Source organism: Pseudolysinimonas sp., assembly GCF_039912695.1.
Lineage (GTDB): Bacteria > Actinomycetota > Actinomycetes > Actinomycetales > Microbacteriaceae > Pseudolysinimonas_A.
Genome location: NZ_JBDSPJ010000023.1, coordinates 53,853 through 73,253, shown reverse-complemented (window position 1 = coordinate 73,253; position 19,401 = coordinate 53,853). Strand labels below are relative to the sequence as shown.

The 19,401-nt window shown below is 67.0% G+C and carries 18 protein-coding genes; 5 read left to right on the top strand and 13 right to left on the bottom strand.

The features are described 5' to 3' along the window. Positions 1 to 18: 18 nt before the first annotated feature. Genes purH through sucC form a run of 6 tightly spaced genes read right to left on the bottom strand, consistent with a single transcriptional unit; the run spans position 19 to position 7,159 of the window. Positions 19 to 1,605, bottom strand: a complete 1,587-nt coding sequence (gene purH / locus ABIR17_RS10780) for a bifunctional phosphoribosylaminoimidazolecarboxamide formyltransferase/IMP cyclohydrolase (RefSeq protein ID WP_348004397.1) — start codon at positions 1,603 to 1,605, stop codon at positions 19 to 21. Then, positions 1,602 to 2,189 (bottom strand): phosphoribosylglycinamide formyltransferase, encoded by a 588-nt coding sequence (gene purN, locus ABIR17_RS10775; RefSeq protein WP_348004396.1) that lies wholly within the window; start codon positions 2,187 to 2,189, stop codon positions 1,602 to 1,604. The genes purH and purN overlap by 4 nt, the downstream gene beginning before the upstream one ends. Positions 2,190 to 2,213: 24 nt before the next feature. Next, on the bottom strand, positions 2,214 to 3,431 hold the full coding sequence (locus ABIR17_RS10770; RefSeq protein WP_348004395.1) for a DUF6350 family protein: 1,218 nt from the start codon (positions 3,429 to 3,431) through the stop codon (positions 2,214 to 2,216). A gap of 40 nt (positions 3,432 to 3,471) precedes the next feature. Next, on the bottom strand, positions 3,472 to 5,025 hold the full coding sequence (locus ABIR17_RS10765) for an alpha/beta hydrolase (RefSeq protein WP_348004394.1): 1,554 nt from the start codon (positions 5,023 to 5,025) through the stop codon (positions 3,472 to 3,474). A gap of 53 nt (positions 5,026 to 5,078) precedes the next feature. Continuing rightward, positions 5,079 to 5,966, bottom strand: a complete 888-nt coding sequence (gene sucD, locus ABIR17_RS10760) for a succinate--CoA ligase subunit alpha (protein WP_348004393.1) — start codon at positions 5,964 to 5,966, stop codon at positions 5,079 to 5,081. A gap of 29 nt (positions 5,967 to 5,995) precedes the next feature. Continuing rightward, a complete protein-coding gene (sucC, locus tag ABIR17_RS10755; protein ID WP_348004392.1) occupies positions 5,996 to 7,159 on the bottom strand; it encodes an ADP-forming succinate--CoA ligase subunit beta in 1,164 nt (387 codons plus the stop codon). A 124-nt stretch (positions 7,160 to 7,283) separates the two neighbouring features. Here sucC and ABIR17_RS10750 point away from each other — a divergent pair, with 124 nt between their 5' ends. Continuing rightward, entirely contained in the window at positions 7,284 to 8,273 is a 990-nt protein-coding gene (locus tag ABIR17_RS10750; RefSeq protein ID WP_348004526.1) for an aldo/keto reductase, read from the top strand. Positions 8,274 to 8,370: 97 nt separating this feature from the next. Here ABIR17_RS10750 and ABIR17_RS10745 read toward each other — a convergent pair whose 3' ends face one another. Next, positions 8,371 to 8,904 carry a hypothetical protein gene (locus ABIR17_RS10745; RefSeq protein WP_348004391.1) on the bottom strand — a complete coding sequence of 178 codons (534 nt, stop codon included), beginning with the start codon at positions 8,902 to 8,904 and terminating at the stop codon, positions 8,371 to 8,373. Positions 8,905 to 9,007: 103 nt separating this feature from the next. Here ABIR17_RS10745 and ABIR17_RS10740 point away from each other — a divergent pair, with 103 nt between their 5' ends. Both ABIR17_RS10740 and ABIR17_RS10735 read left to right on the top strand, forming a co-directional pair. Beyond that, complete coding sequence (locus tag ABIR17_RS10740) at positions 9,008 to 10,018, top strand: SPFH domain-containing protein (RefSeq protein ID WP_348004390.1); 1,011 nt, start codon at positions 9,008 to 9,010, stop codon at positions 10,016 to 10,018. A 4-nt stretch (positions 10,019 to 10,022) separates the two neighbouring features. Next, on the top strand, positions 10,023 to 10,925 hold the full coding sequence (locus ABIR17_RS10735) for a hypothetical protein (RefSeq protein WP_348004389.1): 903 nt from the start codon (positions 10,023 to 10,025) through the stop codon (positions 10,923 to 10,925). Positions 10,926 to 10,943: 18 nt separating this feature from the next. Here the strand turns inward: ABIR17_RS10735 and ABIR17_RS10730 are convergent, their stop codons facing one another. From ABIR17_RS10730 to ABIR17_RS10710, 5 genes are read right to left on the bottom strand one after another with little or no spacing between them, the layout of a single operon-like run. Further along, entirely contained in the window at positions 10,944 to 11,891 is a 948-nt protein-coding gene (locus ABIR17_RS10730; protein ID WP_348004388.1) for a J domain-containing protein, read from the bottom strand. 20 nt (positions 11,892 to 11,911) lie between these two features. Further along, complete coding sequence (locus tag ABIR17_RS10725) at positions 11,912 to 12,256, bottom strand: hypothetical protein (protein WP_348004387.1); 345 nt, start codon at positions 12,254 to 12,256, stop codon at positions 11,912 to 11,914. After that, positions 12,253 to 12,780: a DUF6301 family protein gene (locus tag ABIR17_RS10720; protein WP_348004386.1), complete on the bottom strand. Its 528-nt coding sequence runs from the start codon at positions 12,778 to 12,780 to the stop codon at positions 12,253 to 12,255. The genes ABIR17_RS10725 and ABIR17_RS10720 overlap by 4 nt, the downstream gene beginning before the upstream one ends. Continuing rightward, positions 12,777 to 15,191 carry a hypothetical protein gene (locus ABIR17_RS10715; protein WP_348004385.1) on the bottom strand — a complete coding sequence of 805 codons (2,415 nt, stop codon included), beginning with the start codon at positions 15,189 to 15,191 and terminating at the stop codon, positions 12,777 to 12,779. The genes ABIR17_RS10720 and ABIR17_RS10715 overlap by 4 nt, the downstream gene beginning before the upstream one ends. Next, positions 15,191 to 15,526 (bottom strand): DUF6507 family protein, encoded by a 336-nt coding sequence (locus tag ABIR17_RS10710; RefSeq protein WP_348004384.1) that lies wholly within the window; start codon positions 15,524 to 15,526, stop codon positions 15,191 to 15,193. Before ABIR17_RS10710 ends, ABIR17_RS10715 begins: the two co-directional genes overlap by 1 nt. 86 nt (positions 15,527 to 15,612) lie before the next feature. Here ABIR17_RS10710 and ABIR17_RS10705 point away from each other — a divergent pair, with 86 nt between their 5' ends. Further along, positions 15,613 to 16,656 (top strand): DUF6177 family protein, encoded by a 1,044-nt coding sequence (locus ABIR17_RS10705; protein ID WP_348004383.1) that lies wholly within the window; start codon positions 15,613 to 15,615, stop codon positions 16,654 to 16,656. Continuing rightward, positions 16,656 to 17,045 carry a hypothetical protein gene (locus ABIR17_RS10700; RefSeq protein WP_348004382.1) on the top strand — a complete coding sequence of 130 codons (390 nt, stop codon included), beginning with the start codon at positions 16,656 to 16,658 and terminating at the stop codon, positions 17,043 to 17,045. The genes ABIR17_RS10705 and ABIR17_RS10700 overlap by 1 nt, the downstream gene beginning before the upstream one ends. Here ABIR17_RS10700 and ABIR17_RS10695 read toward each other — a convergent pair. After that, positions 17,042 to 19,390, bottom strand: a complete 2,349-nt coding sequence (locus tag ABIR17_RS10695; RefSeq protein WP_348004381.1) for a UvrD-helicase domain-containing protein — start codon at positions 19,388 to 19,390, stop codon at positions 17,042 to 17,044. The genes ABIR17_RS10700 and ABIR17_RS10695 overlap by 4 nt on opposite strands. Positions 19,391 to 19,401 lie beyond the last annotated feature (11 nt).

Sequence of the window (19,401 nt, the reverse complement as noted above, 5' to 3'; positions counted from 1 at the left end):
GAATCATAGGCGTGCCGTTCAGTGAAAGAAGTGCCGCTCGCCGGTGAAATACATCGTCACGCCGGCAGCCTGAACCGCGGCAATAACCTCGTCGTCGCGCACCGAACCTCCGGGCTGAACGATCGCTTTCACTCCCGCGTCGAGAAGCAGTTGCGGGCCGTCGGCGAACGGGAAGAACGCGTCGGATGCCGCCACACTCCCGCGCGCCTGGTCACCCGCCCGGTCGATCGCGAGCTTGCAGGAGTCGACGCGATTAACCTGCCCCATGCCGATGCCCACTGCGGCTCCGTTGGAGGCCAGCAGGATGCCGTTGGACTTCACGGCGCGGCACGCGATCCAGGCAAATTCAAGATCGGCAAGGGTCGCCGCATCCGCGGGGTCTCCCGCGACGAGCTTCCACTGCAGCGCTGGCGCGAACTGCCGGTCGACGGTTTGAACGAGCAGCCCACCCGAGATGCGGCGGAACTCGGTGGCGCCGTCGCCGAACCCGTCGGGTAGCTCGAGCAGGCGCAAGTTCGTCTTGCCCGCCAGCACGTCGAGGGCACCCGGTTCGAACCCGGGGGCGACGATGACCTCGGTGAAGATCGGGGCGATCGACTCCGCTGCCTCGCGAGTGATGGGACGATTCGACGCGATGACCCCGCCGAACGCCGACACCGGGTCGCACGCGTTCGCCAGCGCGTGAGCCTCGGCGATCGTCGAAGCGGTCGCGATCCCGCACGGGTTCTGGTGCTTGATGATCGCGACCGTCGGAGTGGCGTGGTCGTACGCGGCGCGCAGCGCGGCATCCGCATCGACGTAGTTGTTGTACGACATCTCCTTGCCCTGCAGCTGTCGGGCCTGGGCAATGCCGACGCCGTTCGGGCTCGCGTACAGGGCCGCGCGCTGGTGGGAGTTTTCGCCGTAGCGCAGCACCTCGCTGCGGATCCAGTTGGCAGCCATCCAGCCGGGGAATCCGCTGCCCTCATCGTCGGGGGCGAGCACACTCCCGATCCAGGAGGCAACGCCGATGTCGTAGCTCGCGGTGTGCCGGAACGCCTCGCGCGCGAGGTCGCGGCGCTGCAACAGCGTCGTGCCGCCCGCGGCGAGAGCATCCACGAGGTCGCCGTAGAGCGCCGGGTCGGTGAATACCGCCACGTTGGCGTGATTCTTTGCCGCCGCACGCACCATCGCCGGGCCACCAATGTCGATCTGTTCGACGATGGCGTCAGGTTCGGCTCCCGACGCGACGGTCTCGGCGAACGGGTAGAGGTTGACGACGACCAGCTCGAACGGCTCGATCTCGAACTTCGCGAGCTCCGCCTCATGTGATTCCAACCGCAGGTCGGCGAGCAGACCGGAATGCACTTTCGGATGCAGGGTCCGCACCCGACCGTCGAGGTGTTCGGGGAATCCGGTGAGGTCACCGATCTGGGTCACCGGGATGCCGGCCGCCGCGATCGCCGCCGAGGTTCCGCCGGTCGACACGATCTCGACCCCCGCCGCGACCAGCGCGCGGGCGAGCTCGACCAGACCGGTCTTGTCGCTCACCGCGACGATCGCGCGCTTGATCGGCACGAGGTTGCGTTCGCGGTAGAGCGAGGGGTCGATGGTTGCGCCGCTCAACTGAGCTCCTTCAAATCGATGTGGCCGTTTGCGATGTCGAGGACGACCTGCACCAAGAGTCCGCGTTCGACGAGCTTGATGCGGTCGTGCAACCGGGCCTCGGTGTCGCCCGGCAGAACCGGAACGCGGGTCTGAGCGATCACGGGACCCGTGTCGACACCATCGTCGACCACGATTACCGTCGCTCCGGTTTCGGTCGCCCCCGCGGCGAGCGCATCCCGAACCGCGTGAGCGCCGGGAAACTCGGGCAAGTACGCAGGGTGAGTGTTGAGCAGGCCGGGAGCAAGGGCCGCCACGACGGCGGGTGGGAGCAGCCGCATGAAGCCGGAGAGGATGACGACATCCGGCTCCCACTGCCGCAGCTGCGAAAGCAACTCGACACCCCACTCCTCGCGGGTCTCGAACGCCCCGAATGGAACGACGAAGGTCGGGATGCCGTACTCCTCACCATGAGCGAGACCGTCCGCATCGCGGTCTGCACCGATCGCGACGACCCGGGCCGGGAACTCGGCATCTTCGGAGGCTTCCAGAAGCGCTCGGAGGTTCGAGCCACCCCCGGAGATGAGAACGACCAGGCGCAGCACGGGCTCAGCCTACCGGCGGCGAAACTAACGTCGACGCGGCAGGCGACCCGCGGCCGCCAGGCCGATCGCCGTCGCGACGGCGAACTCGAGAGCCGCGATCAGACCAACCGCGATCGGGTCAGGACCGACGACGGCAAGGCGTCCGGGTCCGGCCGAGCCGCCCGATGCCGCCGCCAGGAAACCCAGCAACAGCCCACCGACCAGTCCTGAACCGACGGCGACGACGACGACGACGCGCGCACTGACATAGCCGTCGAGTGCGCGGGCAAGGGCGGGCCGCACGGCCACTCCGGTCAGGAACGCCGCGACCACCGGCACCAAGATCCCGACGAAGCCGAACGGCAGGTCACTCGTGGGCAGCGCACCCAGGACGGGAATCGCGGGCAGCGGCCCGAGCGCGGTGCCGAGAGCCGAGACGTGCGACCCCGCACCGATCGCGAAGCCCGGCCCGATCAACCACGACATCGCCCAGATCACCAGGTTGGGAAGCACGGCGACCTGACCCGCGGTCAGCGCGACGCCGCCGATCACTTCGGTGTGCAGGGTTTCGTAGAGGCCGATCATCTCGGTGAAGTGCACGACGAAGAGCACCGCGATCAGCACCGACGCAACGGCCGCCGTAACCGCGACAGCGCCGATCCCGGCTTTGAAGGATGCCACCACGCCGGCCCGCACATCCGGGCGCCAGTCGTCGATCCAGTCCCGCACCGAGCTCCCGCCCGCCCCGGGATGTCGATCACGCCCTGCCCGCACGACGCCGATCACCAGTCCGACCCCGAAGACTCCGGCGGGGAGGATGATTCCCTGCCAGAGCGAAGGGCGCGCGAGCGGGTGAAGCGCGCTCAGCGTGATGATCAGCGACACCACCGCGAACGCGACGAAGGCTGCGCATCCCCCGAGCAGACGGTGGCCGGTCTCCGCAACTCGACCTCCGGCGCGCGCGCCGAGCAACAGGGTGAGCAGAGCGAAACCGAGCAGCGCGATGGTGATCTTCACCGGGTCGCCCGCGGCGGGCAGACCGAGCGCGACCGCGATGGACGGATCGAGCGTGAACGTCACATCGACGCCGTGACCGAGCAGCCAGACATCCACCGACGCGCGCCAAAACACCGTCCAGTCGGGGCCGAATCCGAAATGCCCGACCCAAATCGCGGTCAAGGCCACGAGGGGAATCGCAACCCCGATCGCGGCGACCAGCAGTGCTTCGAGGGTCGCAAACAGCACTGTCAGTCGTCGAGTCACGACCCGACACCCTCGGTGTGCAAAAGGCGGCGCGAAAAGGTCAGCACATCGGGTCGGCGCTCGGCACCGTGCCACTGACGAAATACGCGTCCACGAGATTGTCGATGCACGCGACGCCCTGGTCGTAGACCGTGTGCCCCTCGCCCCGGTAGGTGATCATTACGCCACTCGAGAGCTGCTTGGCGAGCGATACCGCCTGCGCATACGGCGTCGCGGGATCGTTCGTCGTTCCGATCACGAGGATCGGCGGCGCGCCAGGAGCGTCGAACTGTGTGGGCAGGGTCGCGACCGGATACGGCCAGTTCGAGCAAGTCGCCTCAAGCGCCGCCGTATCGTCAAGCGCGGCATAGAAACCGAGCGACGGGGCCTTGGCCTTGATCACGTCGAGGTCCTGAAGAACATCCTTGTTGTCAGTGCCGAGGGTTCCCTCGTCGCAGGTTACTGCGGTGTAGATCTCGTAGCCATTGCCGTCGTAGTAGCCCGAAGAGCGGTGGTTGTACTGGTCTGCGGCGTCGAATGCGCCCTGGGCGTCGCCGGCCTTCAGATCGGTCAGCATCTGCTTGAGATCGGGCCAGAGGAACTGGGCGTAGAGGTCTTCGATCAGACCTGTCGCGGCAGTTGCCGAGTCGAGCGTGCGACCGTCAGCCGACGTGAGGTTCTTGCCATCCACCGACTTGAGTAGGTCGACGGTCTGCTGCACGGCCTGGTCGACTGATCCGCTGAACGGGCAATCTTTGCTGCCGAGGCACTGCGTGAGGAAGGCACGGTAGCCGCTCTCGAAACCGGCCATCTGCGTCGCGAGGGCGTCGAGGTCGTCGACCAGCGGATCGACCGCGCCGTCGAGCACCATTCGCCCGACCTTGTTCGGGAACAGCTCGGCGTACATCGTGCCGAGGTAGGTGCCGTAGGAGTACCCGAGGTAAGTCAACTTCTCGTCGCCGAGCACCGCGCGGATGACATCCATATCGCGCGCGACGGATGCCGCATCGAGGTGCCCGAGCAGGTCGCCGGTGTTCTCTTGGCAGGCCGCGATCCAGTCCTTCTGGCGCGCTGTCAACTCGTCGACCCAGGCCTGGGTTCCGTAGGCAGCGTCAAAGGTGCCGTACAGCAGCTCGTCTTTGTCGCTGCCATCCGTGTAGCACGTGATCGGAGTCGACTGTCCAACGCCGCGGGGGTCGAAGCCGATGATGTCGTAGTTCGCCGCGACCTTCGAGGTGACCGCGCCGCCCGAGTAGGCCACAAAGTCGAAGCCCGAACCGCCGGGGCCACCCGGATTCATCAGCAGCGAGCCCTGGGGGTTTTGGGCCTTCTGGCGCGCCATCGCGAGTTTGATCGTCGCGCCCGTCGGTTGCGACCAGTCGAGCGGCACCGTGATCGTCGTCGAGTCGAGCCGACCGCCCATCGACGTCCAGGTCAGGCTCTGGGTGTAAAACGGCACGAGGTCGGCATCCACCTTTTCGTCGGTGTGCGACGTCTCGGTGGTGGTCTGCCCCGATCCTCCCCCGGTACCGAAACCGAACGGGAAGCATCCAGTGAGCACGAGGGTGCCCGCGGCGAGAACTGCGGCGAGCGAAATGAAACGGCGGACAGACATCGATCCCCTTGGTCGGTGGCGGTTCGCCCAGCCTATCGGCGGACTCCCGACGGCTACAGCGCCGCGATGATCTCCCGCATGAGAGCCGCCGTTTCGGACGGCGTCTTGCCGACCTTGACGCCAGCTGCCTCAAGGGCGACCTTCTTGCCCTCGGCGGTGCCCGCACCGGCGGACACGATCGCTCCCGCATGGCCCATCGTCTTGCCTTCGGGGGCGGTGAAGCCCGCGACGTAGCCGACGACTGGCTTCGTCACGTTGGCCTTGATGAAGTCGGCAGCGCGCTCTTCGGCGTCGCCACCAATCTCGCCGATCATGACGATCGCCTTCGTCTCGGGGTCGGCCTCGAAGGCGGCGAGCGCGTCGATGTGGGTGGTGCCAATGATCGGGTCACCGCCGATGCCGATTGCGGTCGAGAAGCCGAGGTCGCGCAGTTCGTACATCATCTGGTACGTCAGTGTCCCCGACTTCGAGACCAGACCGATCGGACCCTTGTGCGTGATGTTGTTCGGGGTGATGCCGACCAGCGACTCCCCCGGGGTGATGATGCCGGGGCAGTTGGGGCCGATGACTCGGGTCGTGCCCTTCTGCTGGGCGTAGGCCCACGCCTCGGCGGTGTCCTGCACCGGGATGCCTTCAGTGATGACCACGAGCAACGGGATGCCGGCGTCGATCGCCTCGATCATCGCGTCTTTGGCAAACGCCGGCGGCACGAAAATGATCGACACATCGGCGCCCGTCTGCGCCATCGCCTCGGCGACGGTGCCAAAGACGGGAAGCGTCACGCCGCCGTCGTGCTCGACGGTCGTGCCGGCCTTGCGGGCGTTGACACCACCGACGACCTGAGTGCCAGCCTTCAACATCAGCGCGGTGTGCTTGGTGCCCTCGCCGCCGGTGATGCCCTGGACGATGACCTTGGAGTCCTTGGTGAGGAAGATCGACATACCGTCAGTCCTTTACTTCGAAGCCGGAATTAGTGAGAAGCCAGTGCAGCGGCCTTGTCGGCGCCGTCATCCATGGTGGTCGCGAGCGTGACCAGGGGGTTGTTCGCCGCAGCGAGAATCGCGCGGCCCTCGTCGACCTGATTGCCGTCGAGGCGCACGACGAGCGGCTTGGTCGCCGCATCGCCGAGGATCTCGAGCGCCTTCACGATGCCGTCGGCGACCGCGACGCAGGAGGTAATTCCGCCGAAAACGTTGACGAACACGCTCTTGACCTGCGGGTCACCGAGGATGACGTCGAGACCGGCGGCCATCGTGGTGGCGGAAGCCCCGCCGCCGATGTCGAGGAAGTTGGCGGGCTTCACGCCGCCGTGCCGCTCGCCCGCGTAGGCCACGACATCCAGGGTGCTCATCACGAGCCCGGCGCCGTTGCCGATGATGCCGACCTCGCCGTCGAGTTTCACGTAGTTGAGGTCGTGCGCCTTCGCCTTCGCCTCGAGGGGGTCGGCAGCATCTTTGTCTTCGAGAGCCTCATGGTCGGGATGCCGGAAGCCAGCGTTTTCGTCGAGCGTGATCTTGCCGTCGAGGGCAACGATCTCGCCGGCGCCGGTGAGCACGAGCGGGTTGACCTCGACGAGGGTGGCGTCTTCGGCGACGTACACGCCGTAGAGGCTGACGATCACCGGAGCAACCTTGTCGATGATCTCAGCGGGGAACTTCGCGGCGATCGCGATCTCTTTCGCCTTGGCCAGGTCGATGCCCTCGATCGGATCGACGGCGATGCGCGCGAGCGCTTCGGGCTTCTCGACGGCGAGCTGCTCGATCTCGACGCCACCTTCGTACGAGGCGAGAGACAGGTAGCTGCGATTGGCCCGGTCCAGCAGCACGGAGAAGTAGTACTCCTCCTTGATGTCGGCACCGGCCGCCACCATGACGCGCTTGACGATGTGGCCCTTGATGTCGAGACCGAGGATCGCCTTCGCGGCCTCTTCGGCATCCGCCGGGGTCTTAGCGACCTTGACGCCGCCCGCCTTACCGCGACCGCCGATCTTGACCTGCGCCTTGACGACAGTCACCCCACCGAGCTTCTCGGCGGCTGCCCGCACCTCTTCCGGGGTGTCGGCGACAATGCCCGCGAGCACGGGCACACCGTGCTTCTCGAACAGATCACGGGCCTGGTACTCGTACAGATCCACGGCTGAATTCTCCCGATGCGAAGTGGGCGGGCGGCCGAGGAGCGATGGCGATATCTCGATGTCGAGATGCTTCTGTCGGCCCCGCATAGCCTACCCCTGCGAACATGGGTGCATGACTGACCCCATGACGAGCCACATCCTCGGGCGTACCGCCCGCTCCGTCTCAGCAATCGGCCTCGGTACCTGGCAGCTCGGCGGCGACTGGGGGACGGTGGATGATGGCGACGCCCGCGCCGTGCTCGATGCCTCGCTTGAGGCCGGGGTCACGATGTACGACACCGCTGATGTCTACGGCGATGGGCGTAGCGAGTCGCGGATCGGCGCGTGGCGCACCGACCGCGGGCTCGGCGACAGCATCTTCGTGGCGACCAAGATGGGCCGTCGGGTCGCTCTTGACACGGCAAACTACACGCTTGCGAACTTTCGCGAATGGACCGACCGGTCGCGGCGCAACCTTGCCGTCGACACTCTCGACCTCGTGCAACTGCATTGCCCGCCGGAAGGCGTCTTCGCCTCCGACGAGGTCTTCGACGCTCTCGACACTCTGGTCGCCGAACAGGTCATCACCGCCTACGGCGTGAGCGTCGAGACGACGGCTCAGGCACTCGCGTCGATCGCCCGCCCCGGAGTTGCGACGGTGCAGATCGTCCTCAACGCCTTCCGGCTCAAGCCGCTCGACGAGGTGCTGCCGGCGGCTGCGGCTGCCGGCGTTGGCGTCATCGCCCGCATCCCCCTCGCCAGCGGGTTGCTCTCGGGACGGTACGACCACGACACGCAGTTCGCTGCCGACGACCACCGCAGCTACAACCGTGACGGTTCGTCGTTCGACGCCGGCGAGACCTTCTCGGGCGTCGACTACGACGACGGGGTCGAGGCGGCACGCGAGTTCTCGGCGCTGGCCCGCGAACACGGCCTCGAACCAGCCGCGGCAGCCATCGCCTGGCTGACCCAAATCCCGGGTGTCAGTACCGTCATCCCGGGCGCCCGCAATGTCGACCAGGCCCGACGCAACGCGGCAGCGGGATCGGTCGCCCCGCTCGGGCCCGAGTTCACCGCCGCCGTGCGCGACCTCTACGACCGTCGCCTCCGGGCAGCGGTTCACGACCGCTGGTGAGGTGCGGAGGCGATCGGGGCCCACTTAACGCACACGACCGCTGGTGCCCGGCGAGTACCGGGTCACCAGCGGTCGTGGTGTGGGTTGGGCGAAGGGCTTAGCGGCCCCGCGAACCCTGCGTACGGGCGAAGAGCACGCCGGTGACGATCAGGAGGATCGCGAACAGCACCGCGAGCACCGTGCCGAAGTCGCCGAGCGCGGTGGCGGCAACGGCCGCCACCAGGATGATCGCCGCGACGATCGCCGTCACGATAAACGCGATCGCCGACTGGTTGGTGACCTCTTTGCCGACGTAGAGCGCGATGGACGCGATCAGCGTGCCCAGAGCGGCCGCCACGAGGGCGACCGTCACAAGCGCGGCGGGCAGCCCGCTGACCACGAGGGCCAGCGCGAGCAACAGCCAGCCGACGGCTCCGACGACCAGCGCGATCCGCGTGATCGTGCCGCGGAACGACGCGAGGGCGAGGATCAGGAACGCAACACCGATCGCCAGGTAGGCAAGGAACTCAAGCCACGGGGTGAGCGCCGCCACCTTGGCGAGCACGAGCACGAAGTTGAGAAGCAGCAGTGCTCCCGCGACGACGAGGACCATGCCGGCAATGGACCGGCGAGAGTTGGTTACAGCAGCCATACCTTGTTCTCCTTTGAACTGAGGGACTCAGCCATGCTGAGCGGCCCCAGCATAGGGGTATTGGGCCCTCGCGCGGCAGTGCCTCGCGCCTAGGCTGTGCGGCATGGCCGACATCCGCAGCTTCCTGTTCCGGCGACACCTGCGCAGCACCCCGACCGCTTTCATCGTGCATGCCAAGCGTGGCAAAGTGCGCCACCGCGGTGCCGGGATCTCGTTCTACTTCCGTGCGCTCAACGCGGCAATCAGCGAAATCCCGATCGCCGAAGGTGAACTCTCGATGCTCTTCGGCGCGCGCACCAAAGACTTTCAGGAGATCTCGGTGCAGGCCACCGTGACCTACCGTTTCGCCGACCCTGAGGTCGCCGCGACGCGGATCGACTTCTCGATCGACCCGTATCACGGGCGCTGGATCGGTAAGCCGCTCGAACAAGTCGGCACCCGCATCACCGAACTCGCTCAGCAGTACGCGGTGGAGTACATCTCAACCGTGCCCCTCACCGAGGTCTTGGGCACGGGGATTCCGAAGGTGCGGGCAGTCACCTCGCAGGGGCTGGTCGGCGACGCGCGCCTGGCCGAAACTTCGGTCGTGGTGATCGCCGTGCGTATCGTCTCGATTCGTCCGCAGGCCGACGTCGAGAAAGCCCTCGAAACTCCCGTGCGCGAGAAAGTGCAACAGCAGGCGGATGCCGCGAGTTACGAGCGCCGAGCACTCGCGGTAGAGCAGGAGCGCACCATCTCGGAGAACGAGTTGCAGAGCAAGATCGAACTCGCGACCCGCGAGCAACTGCTCGTGCAGCAGGAGGGCGCCAACGCTCAGCGCCGCGCGACCGAGGAGGCCGCGAGCGCGCTCATCGCGAGCAAAGCTGGAGCTGAGCGGCTCGGGCTCGAGTCGGCATCACGAGCTGACAGCGTTCGGGTGGTCGGCAAGGCCGAAGCCGAGACCGAGAAAGCGAAACTCGCGGCGTATGCGGGGGTCGACCCCAGCATCCTGACCGCGATGGCCTTCCGGGAAGTGGCGGGCAACCTGCCGTCGATCGGAACGCTCAACCTCACGCCCGACGTGTTGACGCAGGCGCTCACCCAGCTCAGCACCGTGCGACCGCCGAAGGCCTGAACCGGTGGCACTGCCCACCCGGGTCGTCCTCGTGTACCGCAGGTCGGAGTACGAGGAGTTGCTCGACCGGCACGCGACGTTTGGCCAGGCTGAGTTCTTCTTGCGCTCGCGAGGGCGCAACATCGACGACGTTCTGGCTCGCCACGAGGCGATCGAGAACGCGATGCACCTCGTGTCCACCAGCCTTCCGGATGACGTCCGCCAGGCGCGCGTCGAACGTTCCGACCTCGACCGCTACCTCTTCGCCCCCGAAGACGTGGTCGTCGCGGTCGGCCAGGACGGCCTGGTGGCGAACGTCGCGAAGTACCTCGCGGGCCAGCCCGTGATCGGTGTCGACCCCGAGCCGGGCCGCAACGCCGGCATCCTGGTGCCGCACTCTCCCGACCACGCTGCGGCGGTCGTCGCCAGCGTGCGCCGCGGAACGGCGGCGTTCGAGGAGCGCGCGATGGTGCAGGCGACGCTCGACGATGGCCAGACCCTGCTCGCCCTCAACGATCTCTACCTCGGTGACCCCGGCCATCAGTCGTCGCGCTACACGCTCGCGGTGCCGCAGCAGGATCCCGAACGGCAGTCGTCGTCAGGCATCATCGTGGGCACCGGGACCGGGGCGACCGGATGGTCATCGTCGATCGCCAACGATCGTGGGCTCGTCGACCTGCTGCCACCCGCGGAGTCAACCCAGCTCGCCTGGTTCGTGCGGGAAGCCTGGCCCTCCCCGGCGACCGGCCGCCGCCTGGGCTTCGGATTGCTCGATGCCGGCCAGACCCTCGACCTCACCGCCGAGTCGGAACTGCTGGTCGCCTTCGGCGACGGCATCGAACGCGACCGCCTGTCGATCGCGTGGGGTCAGCGGCTCACGGTCTCCCGCAGCGAGCATCGCTTGACCCTGGTGACCGGCGCCACCTGAACGTCGCTCTTGCCGCGGCTAGACGAAGCGCGCGGCGCTTTGGACGCGCGTCCGCACCTCAAACAGGTCGGTTCCCCCGAAAGCGACACCGGGCTCGCGTGCGCGGATGAGGTTCGCGAGGCGAGCGCGCTGCACGAGAAACGTGGGCGCGCCACGGATTGTCCCAACGGTCTCGACGCCCTCGGGGCTCGCGTCGTCGGGGGCGACAATCGCCAGCGCGGAGAACCTGACTTTCGCCTGCCGTTCAAACTCACGCGCCCTTGTCGCGAGGTCGTGCATCGGCCGTTCGTCCGGGTGGATGTCGTGGCCGACGATGTCTCCGCCTCGCGCAGCCACGCTGGCACCCCAGTCTTCACTGAGCATCCCCCAGAGACCGGTCGGCCCGAGCACGATGTGGTCGATTTTGCGCGCGGCACCTTGCCCCACAGCGCCCGAGGCAGTTCGCACGCTATTCCAGACCGTGAAGCCCATCCCGAGGCCGGCAAGCACGATCGCCGTGTCCTCCTCAGCGATCGCGGAGGCGAGGGGGTGCCGAACCGCGCGGGGCGTCGAACGAACGAGCTTGGGGTCGTACGGGTCCGGGATGTTGACGCCCGCCCCGACCCATTCGTGCAGCAGCTCGAGGTACTGCTCGCGGTTCCACCTGCCGGCATGACCGTGCATCAGTGACTCCGGACGCGTCGAGCCCATTCGCGACGACGTTGCCTGCGGTGCCCAAGATCGCGCGGATGGATTAGCGCGACTCCCCGGCCGCGCGGCCCCCGAGTCGTAGGCGGCCCGACCTTCGGGCGTGCCCAATTGCTCCCACGCGCGTTGGATGAGGTCGAACCGGGCCGCCTCCCCGCCGGTGTCGGGATGAGTTTCCCGAAGCTTGCGCCGATACGTGCGTCTCAGCTCGGAATCGCTCGCCTGCTCCGAGACGCCGAGCACCGTGTACGGACTCTCGGCGAGGGGGCTATCGGACACCCCACCATTCTCTTGCAGGCCTAGAGATTCGTGACCGGCGTGTCGGTCATCTCGACCGGGTCGAGAACCCGAGCCACTAGCTGACGCTGCTCGTGCGGGGCGCCCCAGAGGACGACAAACTCGATCCCGTCGTCGCCGAGCTCGCGGACCGAGACTTCGGTTACGTCCGACCGATCTGCACTCAGATAGTCCTGACCGTCTTGACGCCAGACCATCTGGGCGGTGCCGCGAGCCGTGTCCCAACTGACGGTGACCATGTTGTCGTCGCTCCAGGCCGTGACGGTGACGATGCCATTCGCCGCCCGGTCGACTTGCACGGGAAGGTCTTCAAGCTGCTCGGGCGAAGGTGCCGCGATCGGCGTCATCCGTCCACTCCGTAAACCCGGTCGGGATTGATGCCCAGGCGTGCTTCGCTGCGTGCCAGGTCGACCAGGTGCTTCGACTGAAGTTTCAGCAGCACGCTCCTCGGAAGGCGTTTGACCTGAACCCGGCCGCCGGAGGGCAGATCCCACCAGACCGACGGATCGGTTCCGCCCCGCGATCCCGTCGGTTCCCCGAGCAGATCCTTCAACACCTTCTTCTCGGCCGCGTGCGCTGCTCGCACCACCGCACCCGTTGCCGGATCGTCACGCCGGTCCAGCGGGATGCTGTCGGTGATCGAAAACTGGATCTCGTCGAGGTCGCCACGGAACATTACGAACCCGGCTTCCCGCCAACTCACCGCGAGGGTCGTCTGGGCGGCGCGAGGGCGAGTCATCTGCCATCCCAACTGGGCCGCGAAAGCAGCAGCAGTCTCGGCCGGAGCCGGCCAGATGATCGCGCCGAACGCCTCGAGGATCGGGCGCACATCGTCAGCCTCAGCCACGGCGAACCCGTCAAGGTCCTTCATCGGAGGCCTCCCAAGAGATCGCTGAGGTATTGCTGGTTCAATCGTAGATCGAAGACCGACACCGCTCCGGTGCCGCGCGCTTGCACCAAGTCGTACCGGACTCCGATGGTGCCGCCGGCGAGACCTTGCGCGAGATCCGGGCGGGTGTTCAAGAGCTCGCCGAGAGCGGGGTCTTTGCGGAACACGTCCGCAAAGTAGGCCGTAGACCCCTGCGGGGCGCGCACGCCATCCGGGAGCAGGCGACCTTCACCCAACGTCGCTGAACCACCTTTCGCCTCGACCACGATGAGCGTGTGACCGTCGGCCGACAGGCCGACGAGGTCAAACCGACCAGAGCCGGGAACATCGTCGATGAGCAGGGTGCTCTGTTCCGATGCGAGCCAGTCGCGCGCGGCGACCGTTCCGAGATCCTCGCTCGCGGCGCGCAGGTCACCCAACGACTGGCGTTCCGCTCCGGACGCGTCAAGGAGGTCGTCGAGAAGGCCGCCGATCGCCGGATCCGATCCGAACTGGGCCTTCAGGTCGGTGATCACGCGGTCAATATGCCCAACCGTCAACTCGGCTGGGTTCACCTCGACACCGTGATCCCGCAGCTCCGAGATGAGGTCATCGCGCGCGGCGACCGCCTCCGCACGTTCGCCGACAGCCGCGTCTCGCGCAGCCAGCGCCTCGTCGAACGCCGGGCTTGGCGGCAGGTCGACGTCAATCGCCACCTTGTCGACTTCGTACGGCAAGGTCGCGTCATCGGGGTTCGCTGGCGGCCCATCGGGATTCGTGCCGGGGTCGTCGGGGTCGCGAGTGGGCCCGTCACCGTCGTGCGTCGGATCGCCATCGTGTGGCGTCGGTTCTGAGTCCGGATGCCCGCTGGGAGGCTCGGCTGCCGGGTCATGCGGTGGGGGCGCGCCGTCTGCAGGATGCGAAGGCGGGCTGTCGGGGGCTTCGTGGGCCGGATGCGAGGGCGGGGGCGAGTCGTCGCCTCTGCGCGCCAGGTCATCCGCTCCCGTGCCGATGTCGTCGACGGGGCGCGTACCCCGCAAGTCAGCGAGGTCGTGGGCCGCGTGCGAGCCCACTCCCGCGACGTCGTCGACCACAACGGCCAAGTCATCGCCGTGCCGAACGACGACCGAAACACCGTCTACCAGGTGAGTTCCGGCCCGAGTGGCGGCTCCGGCAGCGTCATCCGCGAGTCGACCAGCGTCGCCAGCGGCTTCCAGACCGTGCGCGACGGCTCCCCCACCCTTCACCGGGAGGAGCAGGGAGGCGATATTGAAGACCGAGCGACCAGCCTGATCGCCCGGATCGTCGACCCAGTGCTGGAATCCGTTGTAGCCGTCCCAGGTTTGCGCGTCCCACCACTTGTCAGGGATCTCGTAGCCGACGAGTCCGGTCACCATGTTCCACGACGCCGTGTTCGAGTCGCGCATCCATTGCTGGGTGCCGTCGACGAAACCGGCGTCCCACCCCAAGTCACGCAGTTGGGGAGCAACGATCTCGCTGTAGATGGGTCCGCCCGTGAAGCCGACCAGACCGGTCGCCAGGTGGGCGAGGCCGAGCCACGCGGCGGCGTAGGTATCACGCTGCTGGGCGGTTCCCGGCATGAAGTAGCCGTCTTCGCGTTCCCCGGTGAACAACCCGGCGACCATCTGGAACTGCGGAGGTGGCCATGATCGGAAGTCGTAGCCAATCAGAAGAGCACCGAGCGCCGACCCCATCTCGCCGAGTCCGCCGATCGCGCCGCCGATCAGATGAGGAACAAAGACCGTGGACTTCTCGGCGCAGGATTCCTCGCGGTCTCCTGTTGCGCCCCACGGCGCCTCCAACTGGTCGGGGACCTTGGTGGCTGCCGCTACGACTGCCCCCGACGACAAACGGCCCGCCGCACGGATGTCGGCGGCGCACTGATCAGCTGCCTCACGCAACCTTTCGCCGATGAGGTAGGCGCGACCGACCAGGTCGTTGTTGGTGCGATTGAGGTTCGGGTCCTCGTACCAGTGCTCGATGATCGTCTGCCCGAAGCCGAAGCCGACCCAGAAGTCTTCAGGGTTAGCCATCCGAGGAGTGAAGGCGTTCGCGATCCGTACGAAGATGCGAGCCGACTCGACGAGATCGTCGGCGTCGCGAACGATCGGTCGCGTCGTGTCTGCGTAGTCGTAGAAGGCGCGCGCAACCCGCCGGAGCGCGTCGGCGAGGCGTTCCGATGCCGACTCAACCGGGCCCATTGCGGAATAGAGCACCGCGGCGCCATCGGCTGAGTACACGGCACGTAGCCCGTTCCATGCCTGGGTGATGTCCACACCGCCCTGGCCGATCGTGTCAGCTTTCGCCGAGATTGCGTCGGCTGCTGTCGTGACATTGTCGGGTACGACAGTCCGGCCCGGGATCAGGCTGGGATCGATGAGTTGCTGATGCATCAAATCGCTCCGTGCGGGGGAGGACTGCCGGCGCGAACCGCCTGGGACTGGATGATCGCGGCCATTTCGCTGTCACCGTGGTTGAGCGCATTCGTCGCTTCCCGCGCCGCGGTGACGGCACCGGGAACTCGGCCTTGGATCATCTGAAGTTCGTCGGCTGCGGTGCCCAAAAATGCGACGACGGCGTCGTTGACCGCGCTCGAGCGTGTGCCGTTGATCGCGAGCACGAAGTCGTCGTTGAGCCCATCCAGCGCGTCAAATACCGGGATGGCAACTTCGATCACGTCATTGGTAACGTCCCAGACCCCGTCCGGGAGCACACTCCAACTCGCCATATCGCACTCCCCTCCAGTCAAGATGATATGTTCTCGGCATTGTTGACGGCGCACCAAATTTCGCACCGGCCATGGAGCACCATCCGATGGTCGACAGCATCGCCGACGGCATCGTTCGTTCGGAGACGCGGTCGCCGCTCGTCATCCTCTCCCCCTCGCGCGCAGATCTCATCGTGCGCGCTGCTCAGGCTGGCCTGCGCCTCGCCATCGTCAGCGACGAGCGCAGCCGCCTCACGGAGCCGTTACGCTCCGCCCTTGCCGGCGGCGGCGGGCGGTGGATCGTCCGAGGCCCGAGTGGTCTCCGCGACGGTCTGACCGGGCGCGCACTCGCATCCCTGGTTGCCGCCTTTGACGATCCGGTGGGTGGCTCACCGGGTTCTCCCGACACTCTGCGCCTCGACCGGCCGTTGCAGACGCAGCTCGTCGTGTCGATGTCGCTGCGCCATCGGGCCGACGACGAAGCGAGGGTGGGCGGCGCAGTTGAGGCCTTCGCCGCGCTGTCCGGATCATTCCCCGCGGGGTGGGCACCTCACGAGCCCGTCGACCGGCCCTGGGATCCGGCAACCCTCACCGCATTCGCCCGCGAGCGGATGCCGAACGACTCCCGTCTGGTGGTCGCGGGATCGCCCGACCACCCGGTATCGGGAACGATTACCGTGAGCCGCACCCGGCACGGGGTCGAGGAAATCGACGAGGTGCTCGTCGGCGTCGGGCGACCCGGCACCGCGGCTGCCGATGCCGCGGTCGCTGCCGTTCCCGAGGTGCTGGCTGCGCTCGCCGAGCCGGGTCAGATGCTCCCGCTGTTCGTATTCGTCGGGATGCGTACCGGTTCGCCCGACCTCTCGACCGGGCCCTTCCTCGCGCCCGGAGTGCAGCCGCTCGCCCTCCTGTTTGGCGCAACCACCGTGCGCGACCTGAAACTCGATCCCGGTTCGCTCCGGGGGCCTTTCGTGGTGCGCGTCGTCGGGCGACCCCGCACGCCGTCGATCGTGATCGGGTTTCCGGGTGCGACAGCGCACGGCTGGAGCGCGCTGCTCGCGTTCGTCGACGAGATCGGGATCGAGCGGGTGCGTGACCTGCTGGGGCTCGACTTCGCCGACCCACGGTGGCAACAACTGAGGGAGTTCTGATGCCTCGAGAACTCGTCGTGCTGTCGCCGATGCCGGTATCAATGTCGGTCCTGGCCCGGGCACTCAGCGCAGCCCATCCCGGGCTCGCGCTCGAGGTGTCGCCCGACCGGTTCCTCGCCACGGCGCTCGACGACGGAGTGCGCCTCGTCACGCTGGTGCACCCCCGAGAGGTGGGCGTGCCCACCGAGGTCGGTCGGCTTCTTCCCCCGCTCCCCGAAGGATCTCCGCACACGCTGTGGTGGACCGACGCGCTGGTGCCGTGGGGAGATGCTGAGGAGCGCGGCGTCGCCGTCTCAAGCGCCCTCGCCGCAGAGCTCGGCGGCGTGCTCTACGACCCGCTGGGCGGACGCGGCGCGACAGCGCTCGGCGACACGACGCTCGACGACTAGAGCTTCTCGATCGGCGCGATCTTGACGAGCAGCCGCTTCTTGCCTGCTTGGTCGAACTGCACCTCGGCGATCGACTTCGTGCCCTGGCCCGTTACCAGCATGACCCGGCCCTCACCGAAGTCGGCGTGCCGAATGCGGTCGCCCACCTCGAGGGTCAGGTCGCCGTTGTCACGCACCTTGCCGGTGATCGCGTTTGCCCACTCGCGCTTCTCGCGCGGCGGCGCAGGAGGAAGTTCGGTGGAGTACGAGAAGCCGCGCGCGGGGCCACCCGCATATCCCCGGGCGTTGAGCGCGCGCGGCCTGCTGCCGCCACGGGACGTCGCATCCCCCGGCGACTGCCGCCAGTCGATCAGGCCCGCCGGAATCTCCTGCAGGTACCGGCTCGGCATCGCGACGCTCGTGTCACCGAATGCGGAGCGGGTCATCGACAGGGAGAGAAACAGCCTTTTCTTCGCGCGCGTGATGCCGACGTAGAACAGCCGTCGTTCCTCGGCCAGGCCGCCCGGCTCCCCCGCCGACATGCGATGGGGCAGGAGGTCTTCTTCGACGCCGGTGAGGAACACCGCGTCGTACTCGAGGCCTTTCGCCGTGTGCAGCGTCATCAGTGACACCGAGCCCGAGTCATCCTCGATCTCATCGGTCGCCGCGACCAGAGCCACTTCGGTGAGGAAGTCGAGCAAGGTGCCCTCGGGGTTGTTCTTGCCGAACTCCTTCGCGACCGACACCAGCTCTTCGACGTTTTCGACGCGTGCCTCGTCTTGAGGATCGCGCGTCGCCCGCAGAGCGTCGAGATACCCGGACTTGGTGATGAGAGCGATCAGGATGTCGGCGGGCTTGGCCGCAGCGGCGAACATCGCCTCAACCTCATCGAAGAGCTCCCCCAGGTCGAGGATCGCCTTCGTCACCTTCGGACCGAGGTCGAGCTGCCCGGCGTCGCCGAGGGCATCCCGCAGCGGAACTCCCACCTTGTCGGCGTGAGCCTGCAGGGCGGCCTCGGTTGCCGGCCCGATGCCGCGCTTGGGCGTGTTCAGGATGCGGCGTAGCGCCAGGTCGTCGGCAGGATTCGCGATCTGGATCAGGTACGCCATCGCGTCCTTGATCTCGGCGCGTTCGTAAAACTTGGTACCGCCGATGATCTTGTACGGCAGCCCCGAGCGAATGAACACGTCTTCGAGCGGCCGGGTCTGGGAGTTGGTGCGATAGAACACCGAGATCTCGCTGTACGGCATCCCGGAGGCGCGCAGGGCCGAGATCTCGTCGGCGACGAACTGCGCTTCGTCGTGCCCCGAGTACCCCGTGTAGCCGATGATCGGATGCCCGGCCCCGACGGTCGTGAACAGGTTCTTCTCGAGCCTGTCGAAGTTGTTCGCGATCACGGCGTTCGCCGCATCCAGAATGTTCTGAGTCGACCGGTAGTTCTGCTCGAGCAGCACGGTCTTCGTTTCCGGATAGTCGCGCTCGAACTCGACGATGTTGCGGATGTCGGCCCCGCGAAACGCGTAGATCGACTGGTCGGAGTCACCGACGACGGTCAGCGAGGCACCGGGTAGGCCGCCACTCGCGTCGACCTGCGTGCGGGTGTCGTCGGGAACATGCTGCGGCTTGATCGGGCGCGTCAGTTCGCGGATGAGGGCGTACTGCGCGTGGTTGGTGTCTTGGTACTCGTCGACCAGAACGAACCTAAAGCGACGCTGATACAGCGCCGCGACCTCGGGGAATGCCCGAAACAGATGCACCGTCTCGCCGATCAGATCGTCGAAGTCGAGCGCGTTCGCACGCCGGAGTCCCGCGGTGTACCGACGGTAGATCTCGAGAAACGCGACCTCGGCAGGGTCATCGGTGTTCATGTTGCGGGCGTAGGCCTCGACATCCACCAGCTCGTTTTTCTGCTTCGAGATCTTGCCCGCAACGATCCCTGGGGTGAGGTTGAGGGTGTCGGCATCCAGCTCTTTCACGATCCGCTTGATCAGCGCGCGGCTGTCGGCGGAGTCGTAGATCGTGAACCCGGCCTTCATGCCCATGACCTCGGCCTGACGACGCAGAATGCGCACGCACGCACTGTGGAAGGTCGAGATCCACATGCCGTCGGCGACGAACCCGACCAACTGGTGCACCCGCTCGCGCATCTCGGCCGAAGCCTTGTTGGTGAAGGTGATCGCGAGAATCTGCAGGGGCGTCGCTTCGCCACTCGCCAGAAGACTCGCAATGCGTCGAGTGAGAACGCTGGTCTTGCCCGAGCCCGCCCCAGCCACGATCAGCAGCGACTTTCCTCGGTAGAGCACCGCCTCGCGTTGCCGCGGGTTGAGTCCCTCGAGCAGCCGGTCGTCAATCGCAGGCTGGCTCATCGTGCTGTCAA

What these genes read in the sequence shown, in the direction of transcription:
- ABIR17_RS10695 (WP_348004381.1), bottom strand. Translation starts at nt 19,390, where the DNA reads ATGAGCCAGCCTGCGATTGACGACCGGCTGCTCGAGGGACTCAACCCG.
- ABIR17_RS10700 (WP_348004382.1), top strand. Translation starts at nt 16,656, where the DNA reads ATGCCTCGAGAACTCGTCGTGCTGTCGCCGATGCCGGTATCAATGTCG.
- ABIR17_RS10745 (WP_348004391.1), bottom strand. Translation starts at nt 8,904, where the DNA reads ATGGCTGCTGTAACCAACTCTCGCCGGTCCATTGCCGGCATGGTCCTC.
- ABIR17_RS10750 (WP_348004526.1), top strand. Translation starts at nt 7,284, where the DNA reads ATGACGAGCCACATCCTCGGGCGTACCGCCCGCTCCGTCTCAGCAATC.
- ABIR17_RS10710 (WP_348004384.1), bottom strand. Translation starts at nt 15,526, where the DNA reads ATGGCGAGTTGGAGTGTGCTCCCGGACGGGGTCTGGGACGTTACCAAT.
- ABIR17_RS10715 (WP_348004385.1), bottom strand. Translation starts at nt 15,191, where the DNA reads ATGCATCAGCAACTCATCGATCCCAGCCTGATCCCGGGCCGGACTGTC.
- ABIR17_RS10705 (WP_348004383.1), top strand. Translation starts at nt 15,613, where the DNA reads ATGGTCGACAGCATCGCCGACGGCATCGTTCGTTCGGAGACGCGGTCG.
- ABIR17_RS10720 (WP_348004386.1), bottom strand. Translation starts at nt 12,780, where the DNA reads ATGAAGGACCTTGACGGGTTCGCCGTGGCTGAGGCTGACGATGTGCGC.
- ABIR17_RS10740 (WP_348004390.1), top strand. Translation starts at nt 9,008, where the DNA reads ATGGCCGACATCCGCAGCTTCCTGTTCCGGCGACACCTGCGCAGCACC.
- ABIR17_RS10725 (WP_348004387.1), bottom strand. Translation starts at nt 12,256, where the DNA reads ATGACGCCGATCGCGGCACCTTCGCCCGAGCAGCTTGAAGACCTTCCC.
- ABIR17_RS10765 (WP_348004394.1), bottom strand. Translation starts at nt 5,025, where the DNA reads ATGTCTGTCCGCCGTTTCATTTCGCTCGCCGCAGTTCTCGCCGCGGGC.
- sucD (WP_348004393.1), bottom strand. Translation starts at nt 5,966, where the DNA reads ATGTCGATCTTCCTCACCAAGGACTCCAAGGTCATCGTCCAGGGCATC.